Source organism: Pseudohaliea sp. (genome assembly GCF_054552115.1).
The window spans coordinates 22,051-45,301 of the sequence record NZ_JBTOLW010000015.1 but is presented as its reverse complement, the minus strand read 5'-3'; the positions used below and the strand labels follow the sequence as shown (position 1 = coordinate 45,301).

Sequence of the window (23,251 nt, the reverse complement as noted above, 5' to 3'; positions counted from 1 at the left end):
CACTGCTCAGGCGGCGGCGCTGCCGGCCTTCTTGCCGCCGCCCTTGCTGCGCCCGGCCGGGCGCTTCTTCGCCCGGGCCTTGGCCTTCGGCGCCGCCTTGGCAAGCCGCTGGGAGCCGGTCTCGCGCATGGCTTCGCGGTCCGCCCGGGTCGGCGCCGGCCGCCGCCGGGAGGCCCGGGGCCGGTGGTACTTGTCGCCCTCGGGCCGCAGGTCCCCGTACTCGAAGCGATAGAGAATCTCTTCCATGGTCCGGGAAATACGCGTGCAGATGCGGATGGCCTCCACCTGCGGGAACGCCGAATGCTCCCCCCCCTGCATGAGGGCGACCAGCTCCTTCTCGGACAGGTGCGAGAGGATCTTCGCCGGGTTGTACCAGCGGAAGCTCGGGATGATGTTGATGTCACCGCTGTACTCCTGGTCCATAAGCGCATGGACGCCGTTCAGGAGCAGGTTGAGGCGCGGCCAGCGGTCGCCCTGGCGCTGGGCAATGCCGCGGTAGAAGTTCAGCACTTCCCGGCCGACGCCGATGCCCAGGGCACCGAGCGCCGCGGCCATCTTGCCCCGCGGCTTGCCACCGTTCAGGAACGGCGTGGCGATGGGGTTCACCATGCTGACGATGTAGTGGTTGGTGCTGTAGAGCCGCGACAGGCGCTTCGCCGGCAGATCGTCGGCAATGGAACCATCCACCCACTTGCGCGTGGGCAGATAGGGCTGCGGCTCGTCGTGCACATTCTTGGCCATGAGCATCACCGGCGGGAACACCCCGGGCACGGCGCAGGAGGCCATCACCGCCGAGCGGATGTAGACGTTCGGCGAGGTGATGGCATTCAGCAACCGGGAACGCTGGTGCGTCTCCGCCGGCGCGACGGTGATGCTGATCTGCCGGCCGGTCTTCTCGTAGGCCTCCTGGAAAGTCATGTCCGGTACGAGCCGGTCGATGATCTTTTCCAGGTCGCCCACGTCGATGGAAGGATTGGTCCCGAAAAACATGCGCGAGAACACGCTCGCCTCGCGCTCGGCCTCGAAGTGCACGTTCGCCGGGTCATAGAAGCGGCGCATCTCGGCGTCGGTGTGGGTGCCGAGCACCCCGGCCACGAGCGAGCCGGCGCTGGAGCCCGAGATCACCCGCGGCAGCAGACCTTCCTCGAGGAGCGTCTTGACCACCCCCATGTGGTAGAAACCGAGCACGCCCCCCCCGGAGAGCATGAGCGCCGAGCGGCCGAAGCAGATGTTGGCGCGGTAGAAGAAGTCCATCTTCTCCTGGATGCCGATCTCCTTCTCCGGCAGGTCCGCGAGGTAGCGCAGGGCGTCGTCGATCTCCTCGATGTACTGCTCGATCAGGTGTTTGGTGCCGAACCTGGCGCGCTGGTAGAGGGTGGCGCGGCCCATGCCGCCCATGTTGCCGTGGATGCCCTCGTTGAGCGTATAGAGCAGACCGTGATTGTCGTGCCGTGCACGGAGACTGCGCAGCCGGTCGAGGCGCAGGCGGATCTGGGCGTAGTCGTACTGGCGGGTCTGGTCCATCTCGCGCCAGCGGCGGGCACCGCTCAGCTCGTCGTGGGCCAGGGCGGCCTCGCGCCAGGCGGCGTAGGTTTCGGCGCGGTCCATCTCGCGTTCCAGCGCCTTCAGCTTGCGTGCCTTGCTCATGCAGGGCTCCCCTTCATACCATCCCCCCGAGCATACCGTCTCACCGGAGTCCCGCCCAGCGCACCCGGCGGCGTATACTGGTGTCTCTTGATCTTTGTCAAGGACCCGCGGGGACCGTAGACTCGGCCGGTGGCTCGCCACCAGCAGGGCCCTGCACAAGGAAAGCAAACCCGGAGCACAGAAGAAGGAAAAGCCTTGCGCGCCTACGTCATCGCCCTCGCCCTCCTGCTGGCCATCTTCGGCGCTATCGGCCTGTACCTGGCCCAGCGTTTCGCCGCCCTGAGCAACCCGCCGCCCCAGCCGCCGATCACCGTCAGCGCCACCACCGCCGAACTGGCGCCATGGCCCAGCATGCTCGATGCGGTCGGCACCATCCGGGCCGTGCGCGGGGTCGAGCTCGCCGCCGAAACCAGCGGCGAAATCACCGGGATTGCCGTCCGTTCCGGCCAGGCCGTGGCCACGGGCGACCTGCTCCTGGTCCTCAACGACAGTGTCGAGCAGGCGGCGCGGACGCGCCAGCAGGCCAACCTCGAGCTCGCCCGGCTCCTGTTCGAGCGCGACGAGAGCCTGGTGAAACAGAAATCCATCCCCCAGAGCCAGTACGACCGCTCCCGGGCGGACCTGCAGGCCGCCACAGCGCAGCTCGCGGAACTCGAGGCGCGTATCGACAACAAGCGGATCCGGGCGCCTTTCGCCGGGACCCTCGGCATCATCCGCGTGCGGGTGGGCGACTACCTCGAGTCCGGCACGGCGATCGCCACGCTGCAGGACCGCTCCGCCCTCGAGGTCGATTTCACCGTCCCCGCCCGCTATGCACCGCGCCTGCGCCCCGGCCTGGCGGTCAGCGTCAGTACCGCGGCCTTCCCGGGCCGGCGCTTTGCCGCCCGCCTCGAGGCGCTGGACGCCGCCGCCGATCCGGGCACGCGCAACCTGCTCCTGCGCGCGCGCCTCGAAGAGACAGACGGGCTGCTGCCCGGGATGTTCGCGAGCCTGAAGATAGACCTCGGCGAGACCGCCACGCACGTCACCCTACCGGAGACGGCCGTGACCTTCTCGCTCCAGGGCAACCTCGTCTATCTGTTGCAGGAGGACGCCGGGGGCCTCAGTGTCGAACCGCGGGTGGTCACCACCGGCGCGGTGCGCGACGGCCGCGTGGCCATCCTCTCGGGGCTCTCCGCCGGTGACCGCGTAGTCAGTGTTGGCCAGAACAAGCTCTACCGCGGCGCCCGCGTCGTCCTCACCGACGGCACCGGCGCCTGATGCGCTTCACGGACCGCTTCATCGAGCGGCCGGTGCTGGCCATCGTGGTCAGCGCCCTGGTCCTGCTTTTCGGCCTCGCCTCCCTGTCCCGCGTCGGCATCCGCGAGTTCCCCAGCCTGGAGCGCTCGGTCATCACCGTGACCACCGTCTATCCCGGCGCCAGCGCACGCACCGTACAGGGCTTCGTGACCACACCGCTGCAGGTGAACATCGCCGGTGCCGCCGGCATCGACTATCTCTCGGCGACCAGCGACGCCGGGGTCTCCACCATCGAAGTGCACGTGCGCCTCGGCGAGGACACGGACGAGGTCCTCACGGAGGTGGTCGCCAAGGTGGCCCAGGCCCGCGACGAGATCCCCCGGGAGGTTGAAGACCCGGTAATCGCCACCGGTTCGGGCGACGACGCGCTCATGTATCTCTCCTTCACCAGCCAGCAGATGACGCCCTTCCAGATCAACGATTACCTGCTGCGCAGCGTGCAGCCGGAAATCGCGACCCTCGACGGCGTCGGCAAAGCGGCCATCTTCGGCCGGCCCCTTGCCATGCGCATCTGGCTCGACCCGGTACGCATGGCGGCCCTGGGCGTCACCGCCGCGGATGTCTCGGAAGCCGTGCGCCGGGACAATTTCATCAGCACCGCCGGCGCCACCGAGGGCAACCTCGTGCGCATCAACGTCGATGCCCGCACCGACATGCAGACCGTGGAGGACTTCGAGCGCCTGGTGGTCCGCCAGGAGGGCGAGCGGCAGGTGCGGCTGCTCGATGTCGCGGAGGTGGAACTGGCCGCGGAAAACAACCAGTCGCGCGCTTTCTCGAGTGGCGAGCCGGCGGTGTTCATGGCCATCGAGCCGACGCCGGACGCCAACCCGCTGGAGGTGTCCGCGGCGCTGCACGCGCAGCTGCCAAAGATCCGCGCCTCGCTGCCGGCGGACCTGGAGCTGCGCCTCGACTGGGACGGCAGTATCGCCATCGATGCGGCGCTGCGCGAAGTCGCCAGCACCCTGGTCGAGGCCGCGCTCATCGTCATCGCCGTGATCTACCTGTTCCTCGGCTCTTTCCGCGTGGTGCTGGTGCCGCTGGTGACCATTCCCCTGTCGCTCATCGGCGTGGTCGCGCTGGTGCTCGCCATGGGCTTCTCCCTGAACCTGCTCACGCTCCTGGCCATGGTCATCGCCATCGGCCTTGTGGTGGACGACGCCATCGTGGTGGTGGAGAACGTCCACCGGCATGTGGAGGAAGGCGCCACGCCGCTGCAGGCGGCGATCACCGGCGCCCGGGAGGTGGCCATGCCGGTGGTCGCCATGACCCTGACCCTGGCCGCCGTCTACGCGCCCATCGCCTTCATCGGCGGCCTGACCGGCGCCCTGTTCAGCGAGTTTGCCCTGACCCTGGCCGGCGCCGTGCTCGTCTCGGGCCTCATCGCCCTCACCCTGAGCCCGGTCATGTCGTCCCGCGTATTGAAAAGCCACGGCGAACAGGGCCGCTTCGCCGACTGGCTCGACGAACGCTTCGGCGCGCTCACCGGGCGCTACCAGCGCCTCCTGGCCGGCTGCCTCGCCAACCGCGGCGCGGTGCTGCTGTTCGCCGCGGCCATCCTCGCCGCCCTGCCCGTGCTGTTTCTGCTGGCACAGAACGAGCTCGCCCCCGAGGAGGACACCGGCGGGATCTTCTACGTCGGCGTTGCACCGAGCTATGCCAGTCTCGATTACATCAACCGCTACCTCGACCAGGTGGTCGACCTGTGGCAGGACATGCCGGAGGTGGCCTCGTCCTGGCAGGTGATCGAGCCCTCCGGGAACTTCGGCGGGCTGACGCTGACCCACTGGGACGAGCGGGAGCGCACCCAGCAGCAGGTGCAGGCCCGGTTCCAGCAGCGCCTCGCCGGCATCGCGGGGATGGAACTGTTCTCCTTCGGCTCGCCGTCCCTCCCCGGCGCCGGCGGCGGCCTGCCGCTGGCCTTCGTGGTCGCCTCGACGGCACCGCAGGAGGAGGTCTACCGGGTCGGCGAGGAGTTGCTGCAGCGCGCCCGGGAGTCTGGCCTGTTCATCTTCGTGAACCAGACCCTCGACTTCAACCGCCCGGAAGTGGAGGTGCGCATCGACCGCGAGCGGGCCGCACGCCTGGGCATCGCCATGCGCGACATCGGCCAGACCCTCGCCGTGATGCTGGGGGAGGCGGAAGTCAATCGGTTCTCGGTCGCGGATCGGAGCTACAAGGTGATCCCCCAGGCGGGAAGGGATTTCCGGCTCACGGAAGAGGAACTCGAGAAGTACTACCTGCGCACCGCCAGCAACGAGCTGGTGCCGCTGTCCAGCGTCATCCGTCTCGAGCACCGGGTGCAGCCGAACCAGTTGAGCCAGTACCAGCAACTCAACAGCACGACGATCCAGGGCCTGGTCATGCCGCCGAACACGCTGGGCACCGGCCTTACCTTCCTCGAAGAGGCCCTCGCCGGGATCGCGCCGCCCTCCTTCCGCGCCGGCTACAGCGGTGAGTCACGGCGCTTCATGCAGGAGAGCGGCAGTTTCCCCGTGCTGTTCGGCCTGTCGCTGATCCTGATCTTCCTGGTGCTCGCGGCGCAGTTCAACAGCTTCCGCGACCCGCTGGTGGTGCTCGTCGCCGTGCCCCTTTCGATCTTCGGCGCCGTTGTGCCCATCGCCCTCGGCGTGGTCACCCTCAATATCTACACGCAGATCGGCCTGCTGACGCTCATCGGCCTCATCAGCAAGCACGGTATCCTGATCGTGGAGTTCGCCAACCAGCTCACGGCGCGCGGCACCGACCGGCGTGCCGCGGTGCTTGAAGCCGCGGCCCTGCGCCTGCGGCCGATTCTCATGACCACCTTCGCCACGGTACTCGGTGTGGTGCCGCTGCTCATCGCCTCCGGCGCCGGCGCCAACGCGCGCTTCGGCATCGGCCTCATGATCGCCGCGGGCATGCTCGTGGGCACGCTGTTCACCCTGTTCGTGCTGCCGGTGTTCTACCTGCCGTTCCGGGGCGCGCGTGCAGGCAGCGACGGGGCAGCGGCCTCCGAGCCGCTCCCCGCGAACTAGCGCTCAGCCTTTCTTTTCCTCCTCGGGCTCGACCCGGGGACCATCATCGGCCCTGGCGCCGCCGCGGAACTCCTCCGCGAGGTGGCGCTTGTAGAGCTTGCCGTTATCCATCCGCGGCAGCTTCGGGTGCCAGTGCAGCGCCTTGGGCACCTTGAGGTGCGCGACCCGGTCGCGCAGCCACTCCATGATCTCGATGGCCACCTCGTCGGTGGCGTCGGCCCAGTTGAGCGGCTGCACCACGGCGGTGACGGTTTCACCGAACTCGTCGTCCGGCACACCGAACACCGCCACGTCCGCCACCTTGTCGTGGGTGATGAGGATATTCTCGATCTCCTGCGGGTAGATGTTTACGCCGCCGGAGATAATCGTGAAATGCTTGCGGTCCGTGAGGTAGAGGAAGCCGTCCTCGTCCACGTAGCCCACGTCGCCGGTGGTGGCCCAGCCGCGATGGTCGAAGGCCTCGGCGGTCTTCTCCGGCTCGCCGTGGTACTGGAAGCTCGCCTGCTCGCCCGAGAAATACACGGTGCCGATCTCTCCCGGGGGCAGCTCGTTGCCGTCATCGTCGACGATGTGGATCTGGCCCAGCACGGCCGGCCCCACGGAACCCTTGTGGGTGAGCCAGGCGGCGGAATCGATGATGGTGATGCCGATGGCCTCGCTGGCGGCGTAGTACTCGACGATCACGGGGCCCCACCACTCGATCATCTTTTCCTTGACCTCGACGGGACAGGGCGCGGCCGCATGGATGGCAAACTGCATGCTGGAGACGTCGTACTGTTCGCGGGTTTCCTTCGGCAGCTTGAGCATGCGGATGAACATGATCGGCACCCACTGGCTGTGCGTGCAGCGGTGCTCCTGGATAAGGGCCAGCGCCGCCTCCGGGTCGAACTTCTCCATGACCACCGTGGTGCCGCCCAGGGACAGCACCATCATGTTGTAGCGCAGCGGGGCGGCATGGTAGAGCGGTGCCGGCGACAGGTAGACGGTCTCGTCGCTGAAGCCGAAGGCCGCCCCGAGGCTCGGCGCCATCGGGTGCTCGGCATAGGGATCCTCCGTGGGCGGCGGGAGGAACACCCCCTTGGGCTTGCCGGTGGTGCCGGAGGAATAGAGCATGTCGACACCGTAGGCCTCGTCGGCGATGCGTTCTGCCGGCTGGCGGTCCACGGCCTCTTCCCAGCTCTCGAAGCCGTCGGCAATGCCCCCGACCATGTAGAAATGGCGAACGGCACCGGCGCCCTCGAGCATCTTCCCGGCAACGTCGTGCATCTTCGGGGAAGTGATGAACAGCTTCGCGCCGCAGTTCTCGAGGATGTAGCGCGTCTCCTCGGCCTTGAGATGCGTACTGACGGGCGTGTAGACAATACCGGAGCGCTGGCAGGCGAAGCAGATCTCGAGGAACTGGCGGCAGTTCTCGAGCATGAGCGCGATATGGTCCCCCTGCTCGAGGCCGAGGCTGCGCAGCAGCTGCGCACCCTGGTTCGAGCGATCGTCGAGTTCGCGGTAGGTGACGATCTCGCCGCTGCCGCCCATGATGATGGCGGGCTTGTGCGGCAGGGTCTCGGCGGTGACGCTGGGGTGGGGCATGCTGGTTCCTCGTTGTCTGCGTATTATTGGCACTTCGGGACCGTGACCGGCGAGAAGCCTATCCCGGTAGCGGTATACCCGGTCGCGTTATAGTGCGGTCATACTATAGGCGCTGGCACCGACCGGAGTCGACCATGGATCGTCATGCAAGCCCCGCGGCGCTGCGCACCGCCATGCGCAGCGGGGCCTTCACCGACAACACCTCGGGTTTTGCCCCGGGGCATGTGCAGTGCAACCTCGTCGTGCTGCCGGAGGCCTACGCGGCCGACTTCCTCCGCTTCTGCCAGGCCAACCCGAAGCCCTGTCCCCTGCTGGCCGTCAGCCCGGCCCCCGGGGACCCGACGCTCCCCGCCCTCGGCGACATCGACGTGCGCGATGACCTGCCGCGCTACCGCGTCTTCGAGGGCGGCGAAGTGACCGCCGAACCGGTGAGCATTGCGCACCGCTGGCGGGAAAACTTCGTCGCCTTCGCCCTCGGCTGCTCCTTCTCCTTCGAGGAGGCACTGCTCGCCGACGGGCTGGAAGTGCGCAACGTCAGCCTCGGTTGCAATGTGCCCATGTACCGGACGAACATTCCCTGCAGCGCCGCCGGCCCGTTCCGCGGTGACATGGTGGTGAGCATGCGGCCCTTCCGCGCCGCCGACGCGATCCGGGCCATCCAGGTCTGTACCCGCTTCCCGGCCGTGCACGGGGCGCCGGTGCACCTGGGTGACCCGGCACTCATCGGCATCGACGACCTCGGCGCGCCGGACTACGGCGACCCGGTCCCCGTCGCAGCGGAGGAGCTGCCGGTATTCTGGGCCTGCGGGGTGACGCCGCAGGTCGCACTCGCGCACGCCCGGCCCCCGGTTGCCATCACCCACAGCCCGGGCTGCATGCTGGTCACGGACCTCCGCAACAGCCGGCTCGCGGTGCTCTAGGAGGATTAACCATGCTGCTCAACTGTGACCTCGGCGAGAGCTACGGGCCCTGGCGCATGGGCATGGACGCCCACGTCATGCCGCACATCGACCTCGCCAACATCGCCTGCGGCTTCCACGGCGGGGACCCCCTGACCCTGGCCGAGACCCTCGCCCTGGCCCGGGAGCACGGCGTCTCGGTCGGTGCGCACCCCGCCTACCCGGACCTCGTCGGCTTCGGCCGCCGCTCCATGAACCTCTCCCGGGAGGAACTCATCGCCACGCTGCGCTACCAGGTGGCGGCCCTGGATGGCATGGCCGCCTGCGCCGGCCTGGCCCTCGACTACGTCAAACCCCACGGCGCGCTGTACAACGACATGATGCGCGACGCCGTGATCCGCGACGCGGTGCTCACCGCCCTGGCCGGCTTTCACCGCCCGCTGCGGCTCATGCTGCTTGCCACCGCGGCCGCCGACACGCACCGCGAGGAAGCGGCGCGGCACGGCGTGGAGCTCCTCTTCGAGGCCTTCGCGGACCGCTGCTACGACGATGAGGGCCACCTCCTCTCCCGCCGTGAGCCGGGGGCCGTACACGGCCGCGAACGCATGCTCGAACAGGTGGAGTCGCTGGTCGGCGACCGGGCCGTGACCACGGCGAGCGGCCGGCGGCTGCCCCTCGAAGCCGAGACGCTCTGCGTCCACGGGGACAACGAGGAAGGCGTGCGCGCCATCCGCGAGATCCGTGAACGCGTCGGCGAGCGGGCGCCGACGGCAGGCGCCTGACATGGTCATTCATCCGGCGGGGGAGAACGCCCTCATGGTCTACCTCGGCGAGACCATGGACCCGGCCGTCTCGGCGCGGGTGCAGGCCCTCGCCGACGCCCTGCCCGGCGCCCTCGGCGCGCAGCTCCTCGACCTCGTGCCCTCCTACGCGTCCCTGCTGGTCGTGTTCGACGCCTACGCCACCGACCACATGGCCGTGATCCGCGAACTGCACCGGCTCGGCTATGATCTGGAGCGGGACGACCCCGGCGAGGGTCGGCTGGTGGAGCTGCCGGCCTGGTACAGCAGCGAGAGCGGCGCCGACCTCGAGGCGCTCGCCCGCCGCGCGGGGCTCGCGACGGAGGAAGTGATCGCCCTGCACAGCGACGCGGAATACCGCGTCTACGCCATCGGCTTCGCCCCCGGTTTTGCCTACCTCGGTCAGGTCGACGCGCGCATCGCGGCGCCCCGGCTGGCGACGCCGCGGCAGCGCGTGCCCCGCGGCGCCATCGCCATCGCGGACCGGCAGACGGCGGTCTACCCCGCCGCATCTCCCGGCGGCTGGAACCTCGTCGGGCGCTGCCCGAAGCGCCTCTTCGACCCCGCCGCGGAGCCCTGCATGCCGGTGGCCGTGGGGGACCGGGTGCGCTTCCGGCCCATCGACCGCGAGGAGTACCTCGCTCTCGGGGGCGAGCCGTGAGCGGGCTTCGCATCGATGATCCGGGACTCCTCGCCCTGCTGCAGGACGGCGGGCGCCGTGGCCACTACCGTCTCGGGCTTACCGACGGCGGCCCCCTGGACCGGCAGGCCTTCGACCTGTGCAACCGCCTCCTCGAGAACCCCGCGGGCACCGCCGCGGTGGAGCTCAGCTTCGGCGGTGCCCGCCTGACGGCGGAGACGGATACCTTTCTCTGCGTGACCGGCGCGCCCATGCCGCTCGCCATCAACGGCGACGAACGACCGGGCTGGGAGGTGCACCCGGTGCGTGCCGGCGACCGCATCGAGCTCGGTCATCCGCCCGTGGGCTGCCGCGCCTATCTCGGCATCGCGGGCGGCTTTCATGCCGAGCCCGCCTTCGGCAGCGTCGCGACGGTACTCCGCGAGGGGCTCGGCGGCCTGGGCAGCGGCAGGCTGGCACCGGGGGACCTGCTCCCCTGCACACCCGTGCGCGAGCGGCGGCGTCTCTACCTGCCGGAGACGGCCCGGCCACGCTACACGCGGCAGGTGACCCTGCGCGTCATTCCCGGCTACCAGCAGCACCACTTCCCGCGCCTCGCCCAGCGCCGCTTCTTCGGCAGCCGCTACACGGTCACCGACCGCGCCGATCGCATGGGCTACCGCCTCGAGGGTCCCGCGGTGCGCGCCGACATCGACGGCATCCTCTCCGAGGGTATCTGCCTCGGCGCCATCCAGCTGCCCGCGGATGGCCAGCCGATCGTACTCCTCAACGACCGCCAGACCATCGGCGGCTACCCGAAGATCGGCGCCGCCCTGTCCCTGGACCTGGCCCCGCTCGCGCAGCAGGTGCCCGGCGGCGAAGTCGTTTTCACCCCTGTCAGCCAGCATGCCGCGCACAACGCGCTGCACCTGGCCCGGGCCTTCGAGGCCTCGCGGACCATCCGGGAACGCAGGCCGTGACCGCCGACCGGGACTTTGACGATGCCCTCGAGGCGCTGCTCGTGGCGCGCAACCCGCGCGGCATGCAGTCCCTGCGCACGGCGCTGGAGCCGGGTTACTACCGCCGCGCCAGCGCGCTCCTCGCGGGCGCGCGCCGGGTACTCATCGGCACGGGCTTCCCCGTGGCAGGCACCTTCGAGACCGACGGCCCGGTCGGTGCCATGGCCCTCTACCGTGCCCTCGAGCAGCGCGGCGCCCAGTGCTGGATCGCCTGCGCCACGCCGCTGGCCGCCGAGCTCGAGCACGAATTCCGTGTCCTCCCGCTGCAGGCGACGGACCGCGACGCGGCGAGAGAGGAGGCGATCCTCCGCCTCGCGCAGGTCACCCCGGACGCGATCGTTTCCATCGAGCGCCCGGGCCTGGCCGCCGACGGGCGCTACTACAACATGCGCGGCGAGGACATCTCCGTCGACTGCGGCATCTTCGACAGCTACCTGGAGCTCGCCGACTGCCCCACCATCGCCATCGGCGACGGCGGCAACGAGATCGGTATGGGCAAGATCGCGGCGGCGGTGGCGAAGCTCGCGATAACCCCGGCCGCCACCGGCTGCGACGAGCTGCTGGTGGCCGATGTCTCCAACTGGGGGGCCTACGGGCTGCTGGCCTACTTCGATCTCCTCGAGGCCAGCGACCACCTCGGCAGTCTGCGGCCCCGGGAGTTGCTGGCATTCCTTTCCTCCCGCGGCAGCGTCGATGGCGTGACCCGGGAAAACACCCTCACCGAGGACGGCATGGACCCGTCCGCCGGCGAAACAATCATCAGCGAGCTGCGCGCCCTGGCGGCCGCGGCCACCCGCGAGGCAAGCGCATGACAACCGTGTACCTGAACGGCGCCTGGACATCCATGGCCGAGGCGCGCATCTCACCGATGGACCGGGGCTTTCTCTTCGGTGACGGCATCTACGAGGTCGTACCCTCCTACGGCGGCCGGCTGGTGGGCTTCGGACCGCACCTGCGGCGCATGCGGGACGGCCTGGCAGCCCTCGAGATCGACCCGGGGCTGTCCGAGTCCGACTGGCGCGCGCTCGTCGAGGAGCTCATCGGGCGCAACGGCGCCGGCAACCTCGGCATCTACCTCCACGTCAGCCGCGGCGCCTACGAGAAACGCAACCACGCCTTCCCGGAGGAAACGCAGGCGACGGTGTTCGCCTACACCTTCGAGATTCCCCCGGCACCGAGCGGTGACCCCGCAACGGTGAAAAGCTACCGCGTCAGCACCGCCGAAGACCTGCGCTGGAAGCGCTGCCACATCAAGTCCACAGCCCTGCTCGGCAACGTCATGCACATGCGCCAGGGCCAGGCCGCGGGGAACGACGAGACCATCCTCTACAACGATGCCGGCGAGCTCACGGAGGCGGCCGCCTGCAATGTCTTCCTGGTCGCCGGCGGCGCCGTGGCCACGCCGCCGCTGGACCACCAGAAGCTGCCGGGCATCACCCGGGAGCTGGTGCTCGACATCCTTTGCCAACACAGCGACATCGCCGTCGAAGAACGCGTGGTACACCGGGACGAGCTCGCGGGCGCCGAGGAGGTCTGGCTGACGAGCTCGAGCAAGGAGATCGCGCCGGTCACCGCCATCGACGGGCGTCCCGTGGGCAGCGGCGCTGTCGGGCCCGTCTGGGCCGAGGCCCAGGCGCTGTTCGCGGCGCACAAGTTCGACTACTGATGCGTCCCACACGGGCCCGCATCGACCTGGCGCGGCTGCGCGAGAACGCTGCGCTCGCGGCGGCCCGCGCCCCCGGAGCGCGCCTGATGGCGGTGATCAAGGCGAACGGCTACGGTCACGGCGCCATCGCTGCGGCCCGGGCCCTCAGGGCGAGCGCCAACGCCTTCGCTGTGGCGACCCTGGACGAAGCGGTGACGCTGCGGGACGCCGGGGTCGATGCCCCGCTGCTCCTGCTCGAGGGCCCCTTCGAGCCGGCGGACCTCGTCGAAGCCCAGGCCCGGAACCTCACGGTAAACATCACCGGGCCGGAGCAGCTCGCCTGGCTGGAGGCGGCACGCCTGCCCGGCCCGCTGCGCTGCTGGCTGAAGCTCGACACGGGGATGCACCGCCTGGGCCTGGCACCGTCGGCTGCGCGGGACGCCTACGAACGCCTCGCCGCCTGCGCGCACGCCCGGCCGGAGGTCGCCTGCACCCACTTCGCCTGCGCCGAGGAGCTCGACCGGCCGGAGACCGGCGCACAGCTCGAGCGCTTTCTCGACGCCACCCGCGGCCTGCCCCTGGCCCTCTCCGCGGCGAACTCACCGGCCGTGCTGGCCCGACCGGACACGCACCTGGACTGGATCCGCCCCGGCTATCTCCTCTACGGCGACACCCCGCTGCCGCGGGCCCACCCGGCCGGCGACGGCCTCCTGCCCGCCATGCAGTTCGAGTCCGCGGTGATCGCCGTGCGCGAGATTCCCGCCGGGGACGCGGTGGGCTATGGCGGCAGCTGGGTTGCCGGACGGCCCTCGCGCATCGCCACCGTGGCCGCGGGCTACGCGGACGGCTACCCGCGCACGACAGCGAGCGGCACCGCCGTGCTGGTCAACGGTCGGCGGGCGCCGCTCGCCGGGCGGGTCTCCATGGACATGCTCACCGTGGACGTCACCGACCTGCCACCGGTCCGCGTCGGCGACCCGGTCCGGCTCTGGGGTGACGGCCTCCCCGTCGGCGAGGTTGCCGAGGGCTCCGGGACCACCGGCTACGAGCTCCTCGCCGGCATGCCGGCAAGAACGCCGAGGGAGTACGCCCCGTAACGGCGACAGCCCCGGCGCCATCCGTTACCATGGCGCCCTCAAGCTTTGCTGAACGACGCCGCCGTGCCCGCCACCGACGCAGACGAACTCCCCGAGGGCAGCCAGCTCGCCGCCCTGGACATCGGCTCCAACTCCTTCCACCTCATCGTCGCCCGTTACGAGCATGGGGAACTGCGCCCCAGCCAGGTGCTCGGCGAGAAGGTCCAGCTCGGCGCCGGCCTGAAGAACGGACATCTCGAGCCGGACGCCATCGAGCGCGGCCTCGACTGCCTGTCGCGTTTCTCGCAGATGCTGCAGAGCGTGGAGCCGCGGCGCCTGCGCGTCGTTGGCACCAATGCCCTGCGCCAGGCCAAGAACCGGCGCGACTTCACCGAACCGGCGCGGGCGATCCTCGGCGCCCCCGTGGAGGTGATCTACGGCCGGGAAGAGGCGCGGCTGGTCTACCTGGGCGTGGCGCACACGCTGGCTGACGATACCGCCGCCCGCCTGGTCGTGGACATCGGAGGAGGCAGCACCGAGTTCATCGTGGGCGAGCGCTTCGAGCCGCGACGCCTGGAGAGCCTGCAGATGGGCTGTGTCTCCTATACTGCGCGCCACTTCGCCGACGGACGACTCGACCGGCGAGGGTACGAGAAGGCCTACGAGCGCGCCTGCGTCGAGGTCTCGCACATCCGCAAGGCCTTCCGCAGCAAGCACTGGCAGGAGTGCGTCGGCTCCTCCGGCACGCTGCAGGCCATCGAGGCCATGGTCACCGGCGAAGGCTGGAGCGACGGCGGCATCACCCGCAGGAGCCTCACGCGGCTGCGCAAGCAGGTGCTCAGCCACAAGCGCGTCGACGAGCTGTCCTTCAGCGGCCTGTCCGAGGCCCGGCGACCGGTCATCACTGCCGGTCTCGCCATCACCGAGGCGCTCTTCGAGGTGCTGGAGATCGAGCACATGCGCACCTCGAAGGGGGCGCTGCGCGAGGGGGTGCTCTACGACCTCCTCGGCCGCCTCCGGCACGAGGACGTGCGCGAGCGCTCCATCAACGCCATGCAGCAGCGCTACAGCGCCGACACGGAAACCGCGGCCCTGGTTGCGCGACGGGCACGCATGCTCTTCGAGGCCACCCGGGAGGCCTGGCGCCTCGGGACCGAGGACGGCGAGCTGCTCGAGCGTGCCGCCCTCACCCACGAGATCGGCATGGCCATCTCCCACAAGCACTTCCACCGCCACGGCGCCTACCTGCTGCGCAATTCCGACATGCCGGGTTTCTCCCAGGGGGAGCAGGAAGACCTCGCGCTGCTGGTGGCGGGCCACCGCGGCAAGCTCAAGCGCGAGCTCCTCGGCGAGCTGGACGGGGACGAGGGCGAGCGCCTGGCGCGGATGATCGGCATCCTGCGCCTGGCGGCCCTGTTCAAGTACGTGGAACTGCTGGAGGACCTGCCGGACTTCCGCCTCGGCGCGCGGCGCGAGGCCCTGGCGCTGGAGTTCCCGGCTGGCTGGCTGGCACAGCACCCGCTGACCTGGCAGGAACTGCACCAGGAACAGCGGGCCTTCGAGCGCCTCGGGCTGGCGCTCAGCTTCAGCTAGGCTGTCGCCCCCTAGTCGGCGGCGCGGAATACCTCGCCGCCCTTCATCACAAAGGCCATGTTTTCCAGGACGGTGATGTCGGTGAGCGGGTCGCCCGCCACGGCCACGATGTCCGCGTAGCGCCCCGGGGCAATGCTGCCCAGTTCATCGCTCACCCGCAACAGCTCGGCGGCATTGACCGTGGCGGCCTTGATCGCCTCCATGGGCGGCATGCCCGCCTCCACCATGTAGCGGAACTCACGGGCGTTGGTGCCGTGCGGTGACACACCGGCGTCGGTGCCGAAAGCGATCTTCACGCCGGCATCCCAGGCCCTGGCAAAGGTGTCCTGGATCTGCGGCCCGATGGCCGCGGCCTTGGGCCGGACCACCGCCGGCAGCTTGCCGTCCTGCTCGGCCAGCCCGGCGACCCACTTGCCAGCGGAGATCGTCGGCACGTACCAGGTGCCATTGCGCTTCATGAGCTTGCGCGCCTCGTCATCCATGTAGGTACCATGCTCAACGGAGTCGACACCCGCGCGGATGGCGCGCTTCATGCCCTCGGCGCCGTGGGCATGAACCGCAACCACGAAGTCGTAGTCCTTCGCCGTGGCGACGATGGCCTCGACCTCGTCTTCCATGAACTGCGGGTTGTCGCCGCTCCTGGCCAGCGACAGCACGCCGCCGGTGACCGTGAGCTTGATAACATCGGAGCCGTCCTTGTAGCGCTGGCGCACGGCCTTGCGCGCGTCCTCGGCGCTGTTCACCACGCCCTCTTTCGGACCCGGGTCCCCGCGCAGGTCGAAGCGGATGCCGTTGGTGGGATCCGCATGGCCGCCGGTGGTGGCAATCGACTTGCCCGCCGCGTAGATGCGCGGACCGGCGACATAGCCCCTGTCGATGGCATCGCGCAGGCCCAGTAACGCCGCCTTGTCGCGCGCGCCGAGGTCACGGACCGTCGTGAAACCCGCTTCCAGCGTGCGGCGGGCGTAGAGCGTGGCGCGCAGGGCGTAGTCCGCGGAGTTCATGTAGAACCCTTCCGAGTAGCTCTGCGGCGGGTCCAGCTCGTGATCCAGGTGCACATGCATGTCCATGAAGCCGGGTAGCACCGTGTGCCCGGAGAGATCGATGACGTCGACGCCCTCGGGCGTGACGAAGCCCTCCTCGACCGCGGCGATGCGGTCGCCCTCGATCAGCACGGAGACCTCGGGGCGGACCCGCTCCGCGTCCACGTCGACGAGCCGGCCGGCGTGGATCACCGTGTCCGGCGCGGCGTGGACCCCGGCGGCGGCAAGGATGAACAGGTAGACGGTCGCTAAACAGTGTCGAAGCACAACTTCCCCCCTCGATGGTTTTCCGGTTGTTGTCAGAGATTGACCCAGCTGTTCAGGGCCCGGAGGCGGAACAGGGTATCACGGTGCCGGAGCACCACGGAGTCGCGCAGGATCTCCTCGACCTGCACCGTTCCGATGCGGTCGCCGACACGGCGGGTTTCGCCATTGATCAGGACGCTGCTCGCGCCGTTCTCCACGTAGTCGTGGCGCAGGTACATGAGCGTCGGGATCGCATCCTTTTGCTGCTGCGACAGGTCGGCGAGCAGCGGCGCCGGGTGCGGCGCCAGCGCCGGCTCGCCCAGTTCCTCCCGGGCGCGGGCCACCACGGCCTCGATGTCAATGGTCTCGTCCCGCGGCGCGGCTTTTGGCGGCGCGGCTTTTGGCGGCGCAGCCTCCGGCGGCGAGGCCTCCCGCACGGCTGCCAGCCGCCCGGCATCCGTCGGTCCGGCGTCGGGCATCGCCCCTGCCTTCCCCCCCGGCGGCGTGGCGTAGAGGGCCGCAACAGCGGGGTCCGGTGCGATCGCGTCCGTGCCGGAGCGCTCCCTTGCGGAAGTGACGACCCGATCCCGGCTGACCTTGCCCGGGGCGATGGCCGGGCGCGGTGCGGATGCGGCGCCGGCCGGGGCGGTGGACCCTTGCCGCGCCGATGCGACCGTCGCTGCGGGCGGTGAACCGGCGTGCCCCCCCGCCGTGGCCACCGGCTGGCCGTCCCCGGTACCCCATCGCTCCCACGCCAGCCAGCCAATGACCAGCACGGCCAGGCCCAGGGCTACCGCCAGTACGGCCGCCAGCGGTCCCGGGGCCGGCGCTGCCTCGATCGTGGCCGGCAGCGCCGTGGCTCCGGTCTCGCCGCGCTCCTTTCGCGCCCGGTTGAGGGCATCGAGAATCAGCGACACGCCGCACCCTCCCCGCTCATGGCCGGAAGCCTCCGGCGAGCAGCCCTTCCCAGGCCGGGGCTCGCCCGGCGGACGGCGGGACCAGCCCGGCGGCGACATTCAGCCGGCGCAGCGTCTGCGTGCCGACGATGCCGTCCTCGGCGAGACCCTCGGCGCGCTGGAACAGCCGCACGCGCTCAGCGAGGCGCGGCGTGAAACGTTCACCGGCAAGGGGCTGCGTTTGCCCGTCGAGGCGCGCGAAACGCGCGGCGACAGCGGCGACGGCGGGCCCCTCGTCGCCCTCGGCGAGGCCGGCGCCAAAACCGGCGGGCGCATCCCAAAGGTAGCGATAGCCGCCCCGCCAGTAGTCGGCGAGATCGGCCAGGGGCACAGCGGCGACGCCGTCGCGGGTGGCCACGGTCGCCGTGCGTTCGCCCACTTCGAGCAGCAGTGCAGCCGCCGCGAAACGATCCGGCGTGACCAGTTCCAGCAGCAGCGGCCGCGCGAGAGGGGCGAGGTCCTGCCAGGTCTCGGCGCGGCCATCCTCACAGCGCAGGGCGCCCCCGCAGGGGGCGGCCGGTACCGGTGTTCCGCCCTGGAGCGCGTAGAGACCGCGCAGCGCGCTTTCGGGCGGCAGGAGCCAGCCGGGTGGCTCGGGCGCGAGCGTTGCCATCGGCGCCGTAGCCGGACCCTCTGCCGTCTCCGTAGCCCGCCCCGCCTCCATCGTCGGCGCAGCATCAGCCTGTCCCGGCGCCTGCGGCACTGCGGGCCCCGCCGCGGCGTCGGCAGCCGCCTGGGCCGCGACCGCGGTCTCCTCGGCCGGGCCCCGGAGCAGCGCCCACCACGCGAGGCCGACGAGTGCGAGCCCGGCCAGCGCGATAGCTGCGTAGCGCAACGTGCGCCGGTCATAGGGCGACGGCATCTCGCCGGTTACCTCGCGCACGGCCTTGCGCAGCATGCGCCGGTCGACCCGCGGCGCCTCCTGCCCGTAGGCACCGAGGAGCGTGCGGTCACAGAGCAGGTTGATCAGCCGCGGGATACCGCGGCTGTGCCGGTGGATCGCGCGCACGACCCGGGGCGGGAACAGTTCCGTGCCCGGGCCGAGCCCCGCCACCTGCAGCCGGTGGCGGATGTAGGCGCCGGTCTCGGCGAGGGACAGCGGCTCGAGGTTGTAGCGCGCCGTCACCCGCTGGTTCAGCTGCCGCAGCTCCGGCCGCTGCAGCATCGCGGCCAGCTCCGGCTGACCGATGAGAATGATGTGCAGAAGCTTCTCGCTGTCCGTCTCCAGGTTGGTGAGCAGCCGTATCTGCTCCAGCACCGGGAACGACAGGTGCTGTGCCTCGTCGATGAGCAGGACGGTCCTGCGGCCGCGGGCGTGATTGTCGAGGAGGAAGCGGTGCAACCGGTCAGTCAGCGCCTTGAGGCTGGCCGCGTCATCGCGGTCATAGGCGATGCCCAGCTCGTCACAGACCGTGGCGAGGAGCTCGGCGGCATCGAGGGCCGGGTTGAGGACGATGGCGATATCCGCGTCCTCCGGCAGCTGCTCGAGCAGGGCGCGGTTGATGGTGGTCTTGCCGGTACCGACCTCGCCGGTGAGCACGATGAAGGCGCCGCCCGCGCCGACCCCGTAGAGCAGGTGCGCCAGCGCGTCCCGGTGCCGGTGGCTCATGAACAGGTAGCGCGGGTTGACCGCTATGGAGAACGGCGCCTCGCGCAGGCCGAAATACTGGTAGTACATGGTTGCCGAGTATACGCTAGCGAGATCGATAGAATCCCCTGGAGGTCAACCGTGAAAGCCCTGAAGACCACGCTCCTTATCCTCGTTCTGCTCCTGGTCGTCCTCGGGCTGGGCGTCGTCTGGGTGCTCAGGAACCTCGACGACCTCGTGCTCGGCACCATCGAGGACACGGGCAGCCGGCTTACCGGCACCGCGGTAACGCTGGACAGCGTCGATCTCGACCTCGCCGCCGGCAGCGCCACCCTCAAGGGCCTGGTCATCGACAATCCGCCCGGCTACGGCACGGATTACGCCTTTGCGCTCGACACGGTGCGGGTCGACCTGGACCCGGCCAGCGTCACCGGCAGCGTCCTGCGCCTTGAGGACGTCACCATCGCCGGCGGCCGCCTCAACGCCGAGCAGAAAGGCACGGCGACGAACCTGTCGACGATCCTCAGGAACGTCCGCGCCGCCTCGGGCGAGGCAGCCCCGCCGGCCGACCCGGAGGACCCCACGGACGTTCGCCTGGCCTTGCAGCACTTCTCGTTCACGGACACGCAGGCCACCCTCACCACCGAGCAGTACGGCGAGGCCTCCCTGCGCGTGCCCGACGTGGTGCGGACCGGCATCGGCGACCCCGCTAGCGGGCTGACACCCGCGGAGCTGGCCCGCCAGCTGCTGGAGGCCGTACTGAAGGAGGCGCAGGATGCCGTGGGCGACGCGCTGGCGGAGCGGGCGAAGGAGGCCGCGAAGGATGCGGCGAAGGCAAAGCTGAAGGACAAGCTCAACCTCTCGGACGAGGACATGGACAGCGCCGAGGGGGCCCTCAAGTCGCTGTTCAAGGGAGATTGAAAGTCAGGAAATACCGAGCTTCTCCTGCTCCCGGGCGAGCAGGTCCAGGGCCTCGTCGCACCAGGCGAGGTACTGCTCCCCGGCAAGGATGCCGAGGCGCAGGGCGAGAAACACGCCCTGGCGGCGCAGCGGCAGCGCCCCGGGGTTGGCGTAGTGGCCCCGGCGGATGCGCTCGTAGAGGTAGAGACGCTGCATCATCGCCTCCCGCCGTTCATCGATCTCCACCCTCAGGTGGCCGATGTTCTCCGCTGACAGGTTGTACAGCTTGACCAGGAGGTCGTCCTTGCTTTCCTGCACACGGCTTTCCCGGTAGACCCACTCACCGAGGGCCTCGCGCCCGGCCTGGGTGAGACCGTAGAGAATCTTGTCGGGCTTGCCGCGCTGGGCCACCTCGCGCCGGTTGAGCCAGCCCTTCCCGGCCAGCTTGCGCAATTCCTGGTAGATCTGCTGATGGGAGGCGTTCCAGAACAGGCCGAGAGACGCGTCGAAGGCCTTGGCCAGCTCGTAGCCGGACATGTCGTCCTCGATCAGCGCCGTCATGATGGCGTGGGACAGGGCCATGGGACCTCTCCGTGAACGCTCGATAGGCCATGATGCACCGAAAGCCCTTTTTATGCAAAATATTGCATATCGCTCCGGGAGGCACTATGCTCCCGCCGCAGCTACCAGCAACCAGCTACCAGCAACCAGCACGAGGACTCTCCATGGCACTGCCCCCGATCCTTGCCGACCGGCTGCGCCTGCCCGTGGTCGGCGCGCCCCTGTTCATTATCTCCAACCCGGACCTGGTCATCGCCCAGTGCAAGGCCGGGGTGGTCGGCTCCTTCCCGTCCCTGAATGCCCGTCCGGTAGAGGAACTGGAGCGCTGGCTCGAGCGCATCACCAGCGAGCTCGCCGCCTGGGACGAGGCGCACCCGGACCAGCCGTCGGCACCGTTCGCGGTGAACCTCATCGTCCACGGCTCCAACAACCGCCTCCAGGAAGACCTCGAGCTGTGCGTGAAGTACAAGGCACCGGTCGTGATCACCTCCCTCGGCGCCAAGGAGTTCGTCAACGAGGCCATCCACAGCTACGGCGGCATCGTGCTGCATGACGTGATCAACAACCGCTTCGCCAGGAAGGCCGTCGAAAAAGGCGCGGACGGGCTGATCGCCGTCGCTGCCGGCGCCGGCGGGCACGCTGGCACCACCTCGCCCTTCGCTCTCGTCCAGGAGATCCGCGAGTGGTTCGACGGTCCACTGCTTCTCTCCGGCTCCATCGCTACCGGTGACGCCGTGCTCGCGGCCCGGGCCATGGGCGCGGACCTCGCCTACGTGGGCTCCGCGTTCATCGCCACGGACGAAGCCAACGCCAACGAGGCCTACAAGCAGGCCATCGTCGATTACGACTCCTCGGAGATTGTCTACTCGAGCCTGTTCACGGGCGTCAACGGCAACTACCTGAAGCCCTCGATCCGCGATGCGGGCCTGGACCCGGACAACCTCCCCGAAGGCGATCCCAGCAAGATGGACTTCGGCTCCGGCGGCAACACCGACGCCAAAGCCTGGAAAGACATCTGGGGCTGCGGCCAGGGCATTGGCGCCGTGAAGTCCGTAGGCCCCGCCGGCGACCTCATCGCGCGCCTGGCGCGCGAGTACGAGGCCGCAAAGGCCCGCGTGGCCTGAGCCGCAGGGTGCCCGGGCCCGCGGGGGGCCCGGCGCTCACTCCCCGAAGACTTTCTCGAGATACGCGGCCTGCGGGGGCCGCGTCACCAGCGACACGCCCACCATCGCGATGAGTGAAACGCCCGTCCCCAGGGTGGCGCAGGCGTAGGGATTCACCGCCTGCACCGCAAGCCAGTCTGCCACCGGCGCCAGCGCCGTGCCCGCGAACCAGGCCGCGTCGATCAGCGCCAGGTGGAGCACCGCAAAGGTCACTCCGCCGGCAGCAAAGCCGCTGATAGCGCCGGCCCGGGTAGCCCGCCGCCAGAGGACGCCGAGGAACATCGGCGCCGCCGTCGCCGCCATCATGCCGCCGATGCCCACCCAGACCAGCAGGGCGATGTTCATGTCCCGGGTGGTCCAGGCCAGGGCGATGGCCGCGAGCAGCACGAGCACCGTCGCCACCCGCCCGATGGCGAGCCCGATGCGGTCCACGGCGGCCTCGCTGAAGCGCCCCGGGAAGCGCGGCGCGATACTCAGGCGGAAGATGTCGTTGGCGAAGATCTGCCCCGTGGAGACCACCAGGCCGTCCGCGGTCGACATGACCGCTGCCAGCACCCCGGCGCCGATGAGCGCCGCCACCCAGGTCGGCAGCGTGGCGATGAACAGGGCGGGGATCGCGTTGTTCGGGTGATTCCCCGGCTCCAGCAGCGCATCCCCGAGCAATACCCGGGCGAGGATCCCGCCGCAGGTGATCGCGGGGAGGATGAGCCCGAAGAGGAATGACAGCACGATGAAGCGCCGCTGGTCCCGGTTGCTCTTCAGCGCCCACAGCTTGTTACCGACGTGCGGCAGCAGGCCCAGGGGCAGGTGGGCGATGAACACCGCGAACAGATCCCAGCGCGAGTTGAACAGCGTGAAGCCCGGGTTCAGCGGCGCGACCAGCGCCGGGTCCCGCGCCTCGAGGGCCTCGAGCATGCCGCCGAACCCGCCTTCCACACCAAAGCCGGTGAGAAACATCCACAGGAGCAGAAGCGCCAGCAGCAGCATCAGCGCACCCTGCACGCCGTCCGTGAGGATGTCGGCATGCGCGCCGCCGAGGGCCACGTAGACCATGAGGACGACGGCCGTGACGCAGAGCGCGGTAAAGGTATCGAGGCCCAGGAGCTGCGTGAACATCACGGCCCCGGAAAGCAGCTGCCCGGCCAGGTAGAACAGCAGCGCAAGGGAGAACAGCGCCGCGAGGATGCGCAGCGCCTCCGAATCGTAACGGTCGCCGAGGTACTCGGGGATGGAGCGGCTGCCGAAGCGCTCACCGGCCTGGCGCACCGCGTGCAGACAGAGGAGAACCCCGGTGTAGACACCGAGCGGATAGATGACCGCGTACCAGAGCGCCGACAGGCCGGCCCGGTAGGCGAGCCCCGGCAGGCCGAGAAAGGTGGCACCGCTGGCCGCCGTGGCGGTCATGGCGAAGGCGAGGAACACCGGGCCGTAGCTGCCGCGGGCGGTGGCGAAATCGTCGCTGCCGCGCACCCGCGACAGGCCGACGAAGCCGAACAGCACCATCAAGCCCACGTACAGGCAGAGAAAGAACCAGCTCCAGGCGGCGAGGGGATCAAGATCGACCATGGCGCCAGTTTACGCATGCGGGGGCCCCACCGG

At 69.8% G+C, this 23,251-nt stretch carries 19 protein-coding genes; 12 read left to right on the top strand and 7 right to left on the bottom strand.

The annotated features are described in order from the left end of the window. Nucleotides 1-6: 6 nt before the first annotated feature. Nucleotides 7-1,647, bottom strand: coding sequence for a DUF3336 domain-containing protein (locus ACX93N_RS09145; RefSeq protein ID WP_459428107.1), 1,641 nt, complete (start codon nucleotides 1,645-1,647; stop codon nucleotides 7-9). Nucleotides 1,648-1,842: 195 nt separating this feature from the next. On the opposite strand from ACX93N_RS09145, the gene ACX93N_RS09140 reads away from it, so the two are divergent. Then, the gene (locus ACX93N_RS09140) at nucleotides 1,843-2,907 is read left to right on the top strand and encodes an efflux RND transporter periplasmic adaptor subunit (RefSeq protein ID WP_459428106.1); all 1,065 of its coding nucleotides are present in this window, start codon (nucleotides 1,843-1,845) and stop codon (nucleotides 2,905-2,907) included. Next, a complete protein-coding gene (locus ACX93N_RS09135) occupies nucleotides 2,907-5,960 on the top strand; it encodes an efflux RND transporter permease subunit (protein ID WP_459428105.1) in 3,054 nt (1,017 codons plus the stop codon). The genes ACX93N_RS09140 and ACX93N_RS09135 overlap by 1 nt, the downstream gene beginning before the upstream one ends. Nucleotides 5,961-5,963: 3 nt before the next feature. On the opposite strand, the gene ACX93N_RS09130 is transcribed toward ACX93N_RS09135, so the two are convergent. Beyond that, complete coding sequence (locus ACX93N_RS09130) at nucleotides 5,964-7,544, bottom strand: acyl-CoA synthetase (RefSeq protein ID WP_459428104.1); 1,581 nt, start codon at nucleotides 7,542-7,544, stop codon at nucleotides 5,964-5,966. A 134-nt stretch (nucleotides 7,545-7,678) separates the two neighbouring features. Here ACX93N_RS09130 and ACX93N_RS09125 point away from each other — a divergent pair, with 134 nt between their 5' ends. The 8 genes from ACX93N_RS09125 (at nucleotide 7,679) to ACX93N_RS09090 (ending at nucleotide 15,195) form a co-directional block, all read left to right on the top strand. After that, nucleotides 7,679-8,464, top strand: coding sequence for a putative hydro-lyase (locus ACX93N_RS09125; protein WP_459428103.1), 786 nt, complete (start codon nucleotides 7,679-7,681; stop codon nucleotides 8,462-8,464). An 11-nt stretch (nucleotides 8,465-8,475) separates the two neighbouring features. Then, nucleotides 8,476-9,225, top strand: coding sequence for a 5-oxoprolinase subunit PxpA (locus ACX93N_RS09120; RefSeq protein ID WP_459428102.1), 750 nt, complete (start codon nucleotides 8,476-8,478; stop codon nucleotides 9,223-9,225). A gap of 1 nt (nucleotide 9,226) precedes the next feature. Next, nucleotides 9,227-9,904: a 5-oxoprolinase subunit PxpB gene (gene pxpB / locus ACX93N_RS09115; RefSeq protein WP_459428101.1), complete on the top strand. Its 678-nt coding sequence runs from the start codon at nucleotides 9,227-9,229 to the stop codon at nucleotides 9,902-9,904. Further along, complete coding sequence (locus ACX93N_RS09110; RefSeq protein WP_459428100.1) at nucleotides 9,901-10,842, top strand: 5-oxoprolinase subunit C family protein; 942 nt, start codon at nucleotides 9,901-9,903, stop codon at nucleotides 10,840-10,842. The genes pxpB and ACX93N_RS09110 overlap by 4 nt, the downstream gene beginning before the upstream one ends. Further along, nucleotides 10,839-11,693 (top strand): glutamate cyclase domain-containing protein, encoded by an 855-nt coding sequence (locus ACX93N_RS09105; RefSeq protein WP_459428099.1) that lies wholly within the window; start codon nucleotides 10,839-10,841, stop codon nucleotides 11,691-11,693. Before ACX93N_RS09110 ends, ACX93N_RS09105 begins: the two co-directional genes overlap by 4 nt. Further along, on the top strand, nucleotides 11,690-12,547 hold the full coding sequence (locus tag ACX93N_RS09100; protein ID WP_459428098.1) for an aminotransferase class IV: 858 nt from the start codon (nucleotides 11,690-11,692) through the stop codon (nucleotides 12,545-12,547). The genes ACX93N_RS09105 and ACX93N_RS09100 overlap by 4 nt, the downstream gene beginning before the upstream one ends. After that, nucleotides 12,547-13,623, top strand: coding sequence for an alanine racemase (gene alr, locus ACX93N_RS09095; protein ID WP_459428097.1), 1,077 nt, complete (start codon nucleotides 12,547-12,549; stop codon nucleotides 13,621-13,623). The genes ACX93N_RS09100 and alr overlap by 1 nt, the downstream gene beginning before the upstream one ends. Before the next feature lie 63 nt (nucleotides 13,624-13,686). Further along, complete coding sequence (locus tag ACX93N_RS09090; RefSeq protein WP_459428096.1) at nucleotides 13,687-15,195, top strand: Ppx/GppA phosphatase family protein; 1,509 nt, start codon at nucleotides 13,687-13,689, stop codon at nucleotides 15,193-15,195. An 11-nt stretch (nucleotides 15,196-15,206) separates the two neighbouring features. Here the strand turns inward: ACX93N_RS09090 and ACX93N_RS09085 are convergent, their stop codons facing one another. From ACX93N_RS09085 to ACX93N_RS09075, 3 genes are read right to left on the bottom strand one after another with little or no spacing between them, the layout of a single operon-like run. Then, nucleotides 15,207-16,505 (bottom strand): metal-dependent hydrolase family protein, encoded by a 1,299-nt coding sequence (locus ACX93N_RS09085; protein ID WP_459428095.1) that lies wholly within the window; start codon nucleotides 16,503-16,505, stop codon nucleotides 15,207-15,209. Between the two features lie 32 nt (nucleotides 16,506-16,537). Further along, nucleotides 16,538-17,401, bottom strand: coding sequence for a general secretion pathway protein GspB (locus tag ACX93N_RS09080; protein ID WP_459428094.1), 864 nt, complete (start codon nucleotides 17,399-17,401; stop codon nucleotides 16,538-16,540). Between the two features lie 16 nt (nucleotides 17,402-17,417). Next, nucleotides 17,418-19,118, bottom strand: a complete 1,701-nt coding sequence (locus ACX93N_RS09075; RefSeq protein ID WP_459428093.1) for an ExeA family protein — start codon at nucleotides 19,116-19,118, stop codon at nucleotides 17,418-17,420. 51 nt (nucleotides 19,119-19,169) lie between these two features. On the opposite strand from ACX93N_RS09075, the gene ACX93N_RS09070 reads away from it, so the two are divergent. Further along, nucleotides 19,170-19,949 (top strand): hypothetical protein, encoded by a 780-nt coding sequence (locus tag ACX93N_RS09070; RefSeq protein ID WP_459428092.1) that lies wholly within the window; start codon nucleotides 19,170-19,172, stop codon nucleotides 19,947-19,949. 3 nt (nucleotides 19,950-19,952) lie between these two features. On the opposite strand, the gene ACX93N_RS09065 is transcribed toward ACX93N_RS09070, so the two are convergent. Beyond that, a complete protein-coding gene (locus tag ACX93N_RS09065) occupies nucleotides 19,953-20,510 on the bottom strand; it encodes a PadR family transcriptional regulator (RefSeq protein ID WP_459428091.1) in 558 nt (185 codons plus the stop codon). A 143-nt stretch (nucleotides 20,511-20,653) separates the two neighbouring features. Here ACX93N_RS09065 and ACX93N_RS09060 point away from each other — a divergent pair, with 143 nt between their 5' ends. Continuing rightward, a complete protein-coding gene (locus tag ACX93N_RS09060; RefSeq protein ID WP_459428090.1) occupies nucleotides 20,654-21,613 on the top strand; it encodes an NAD(P)H-dependent flavin oxidoreductase in 960 nt (319 codons plus the stop codon). A gap of 36 nt (nucleotides 21,614-21,649) precedes the next feature. Here ACX93N_RS09060 and ACX93N_RS09055 read toward each other — a convergent pair whose 3' ends face one another. Continuing rightward, complete coding sequence (locus ACX93N_RS09055) at nucleotides 21,650-23,218, bottom strand: sodium:solute symporter family protein (protein ID WP_459428089.1); 1,569 nt, start codon at nucleotides 23,216-23,218, stop codon at nucleotides 21,650-21,652. Nucleotides 23,219-23,251 lie beyond the last annotated feature (33 nt).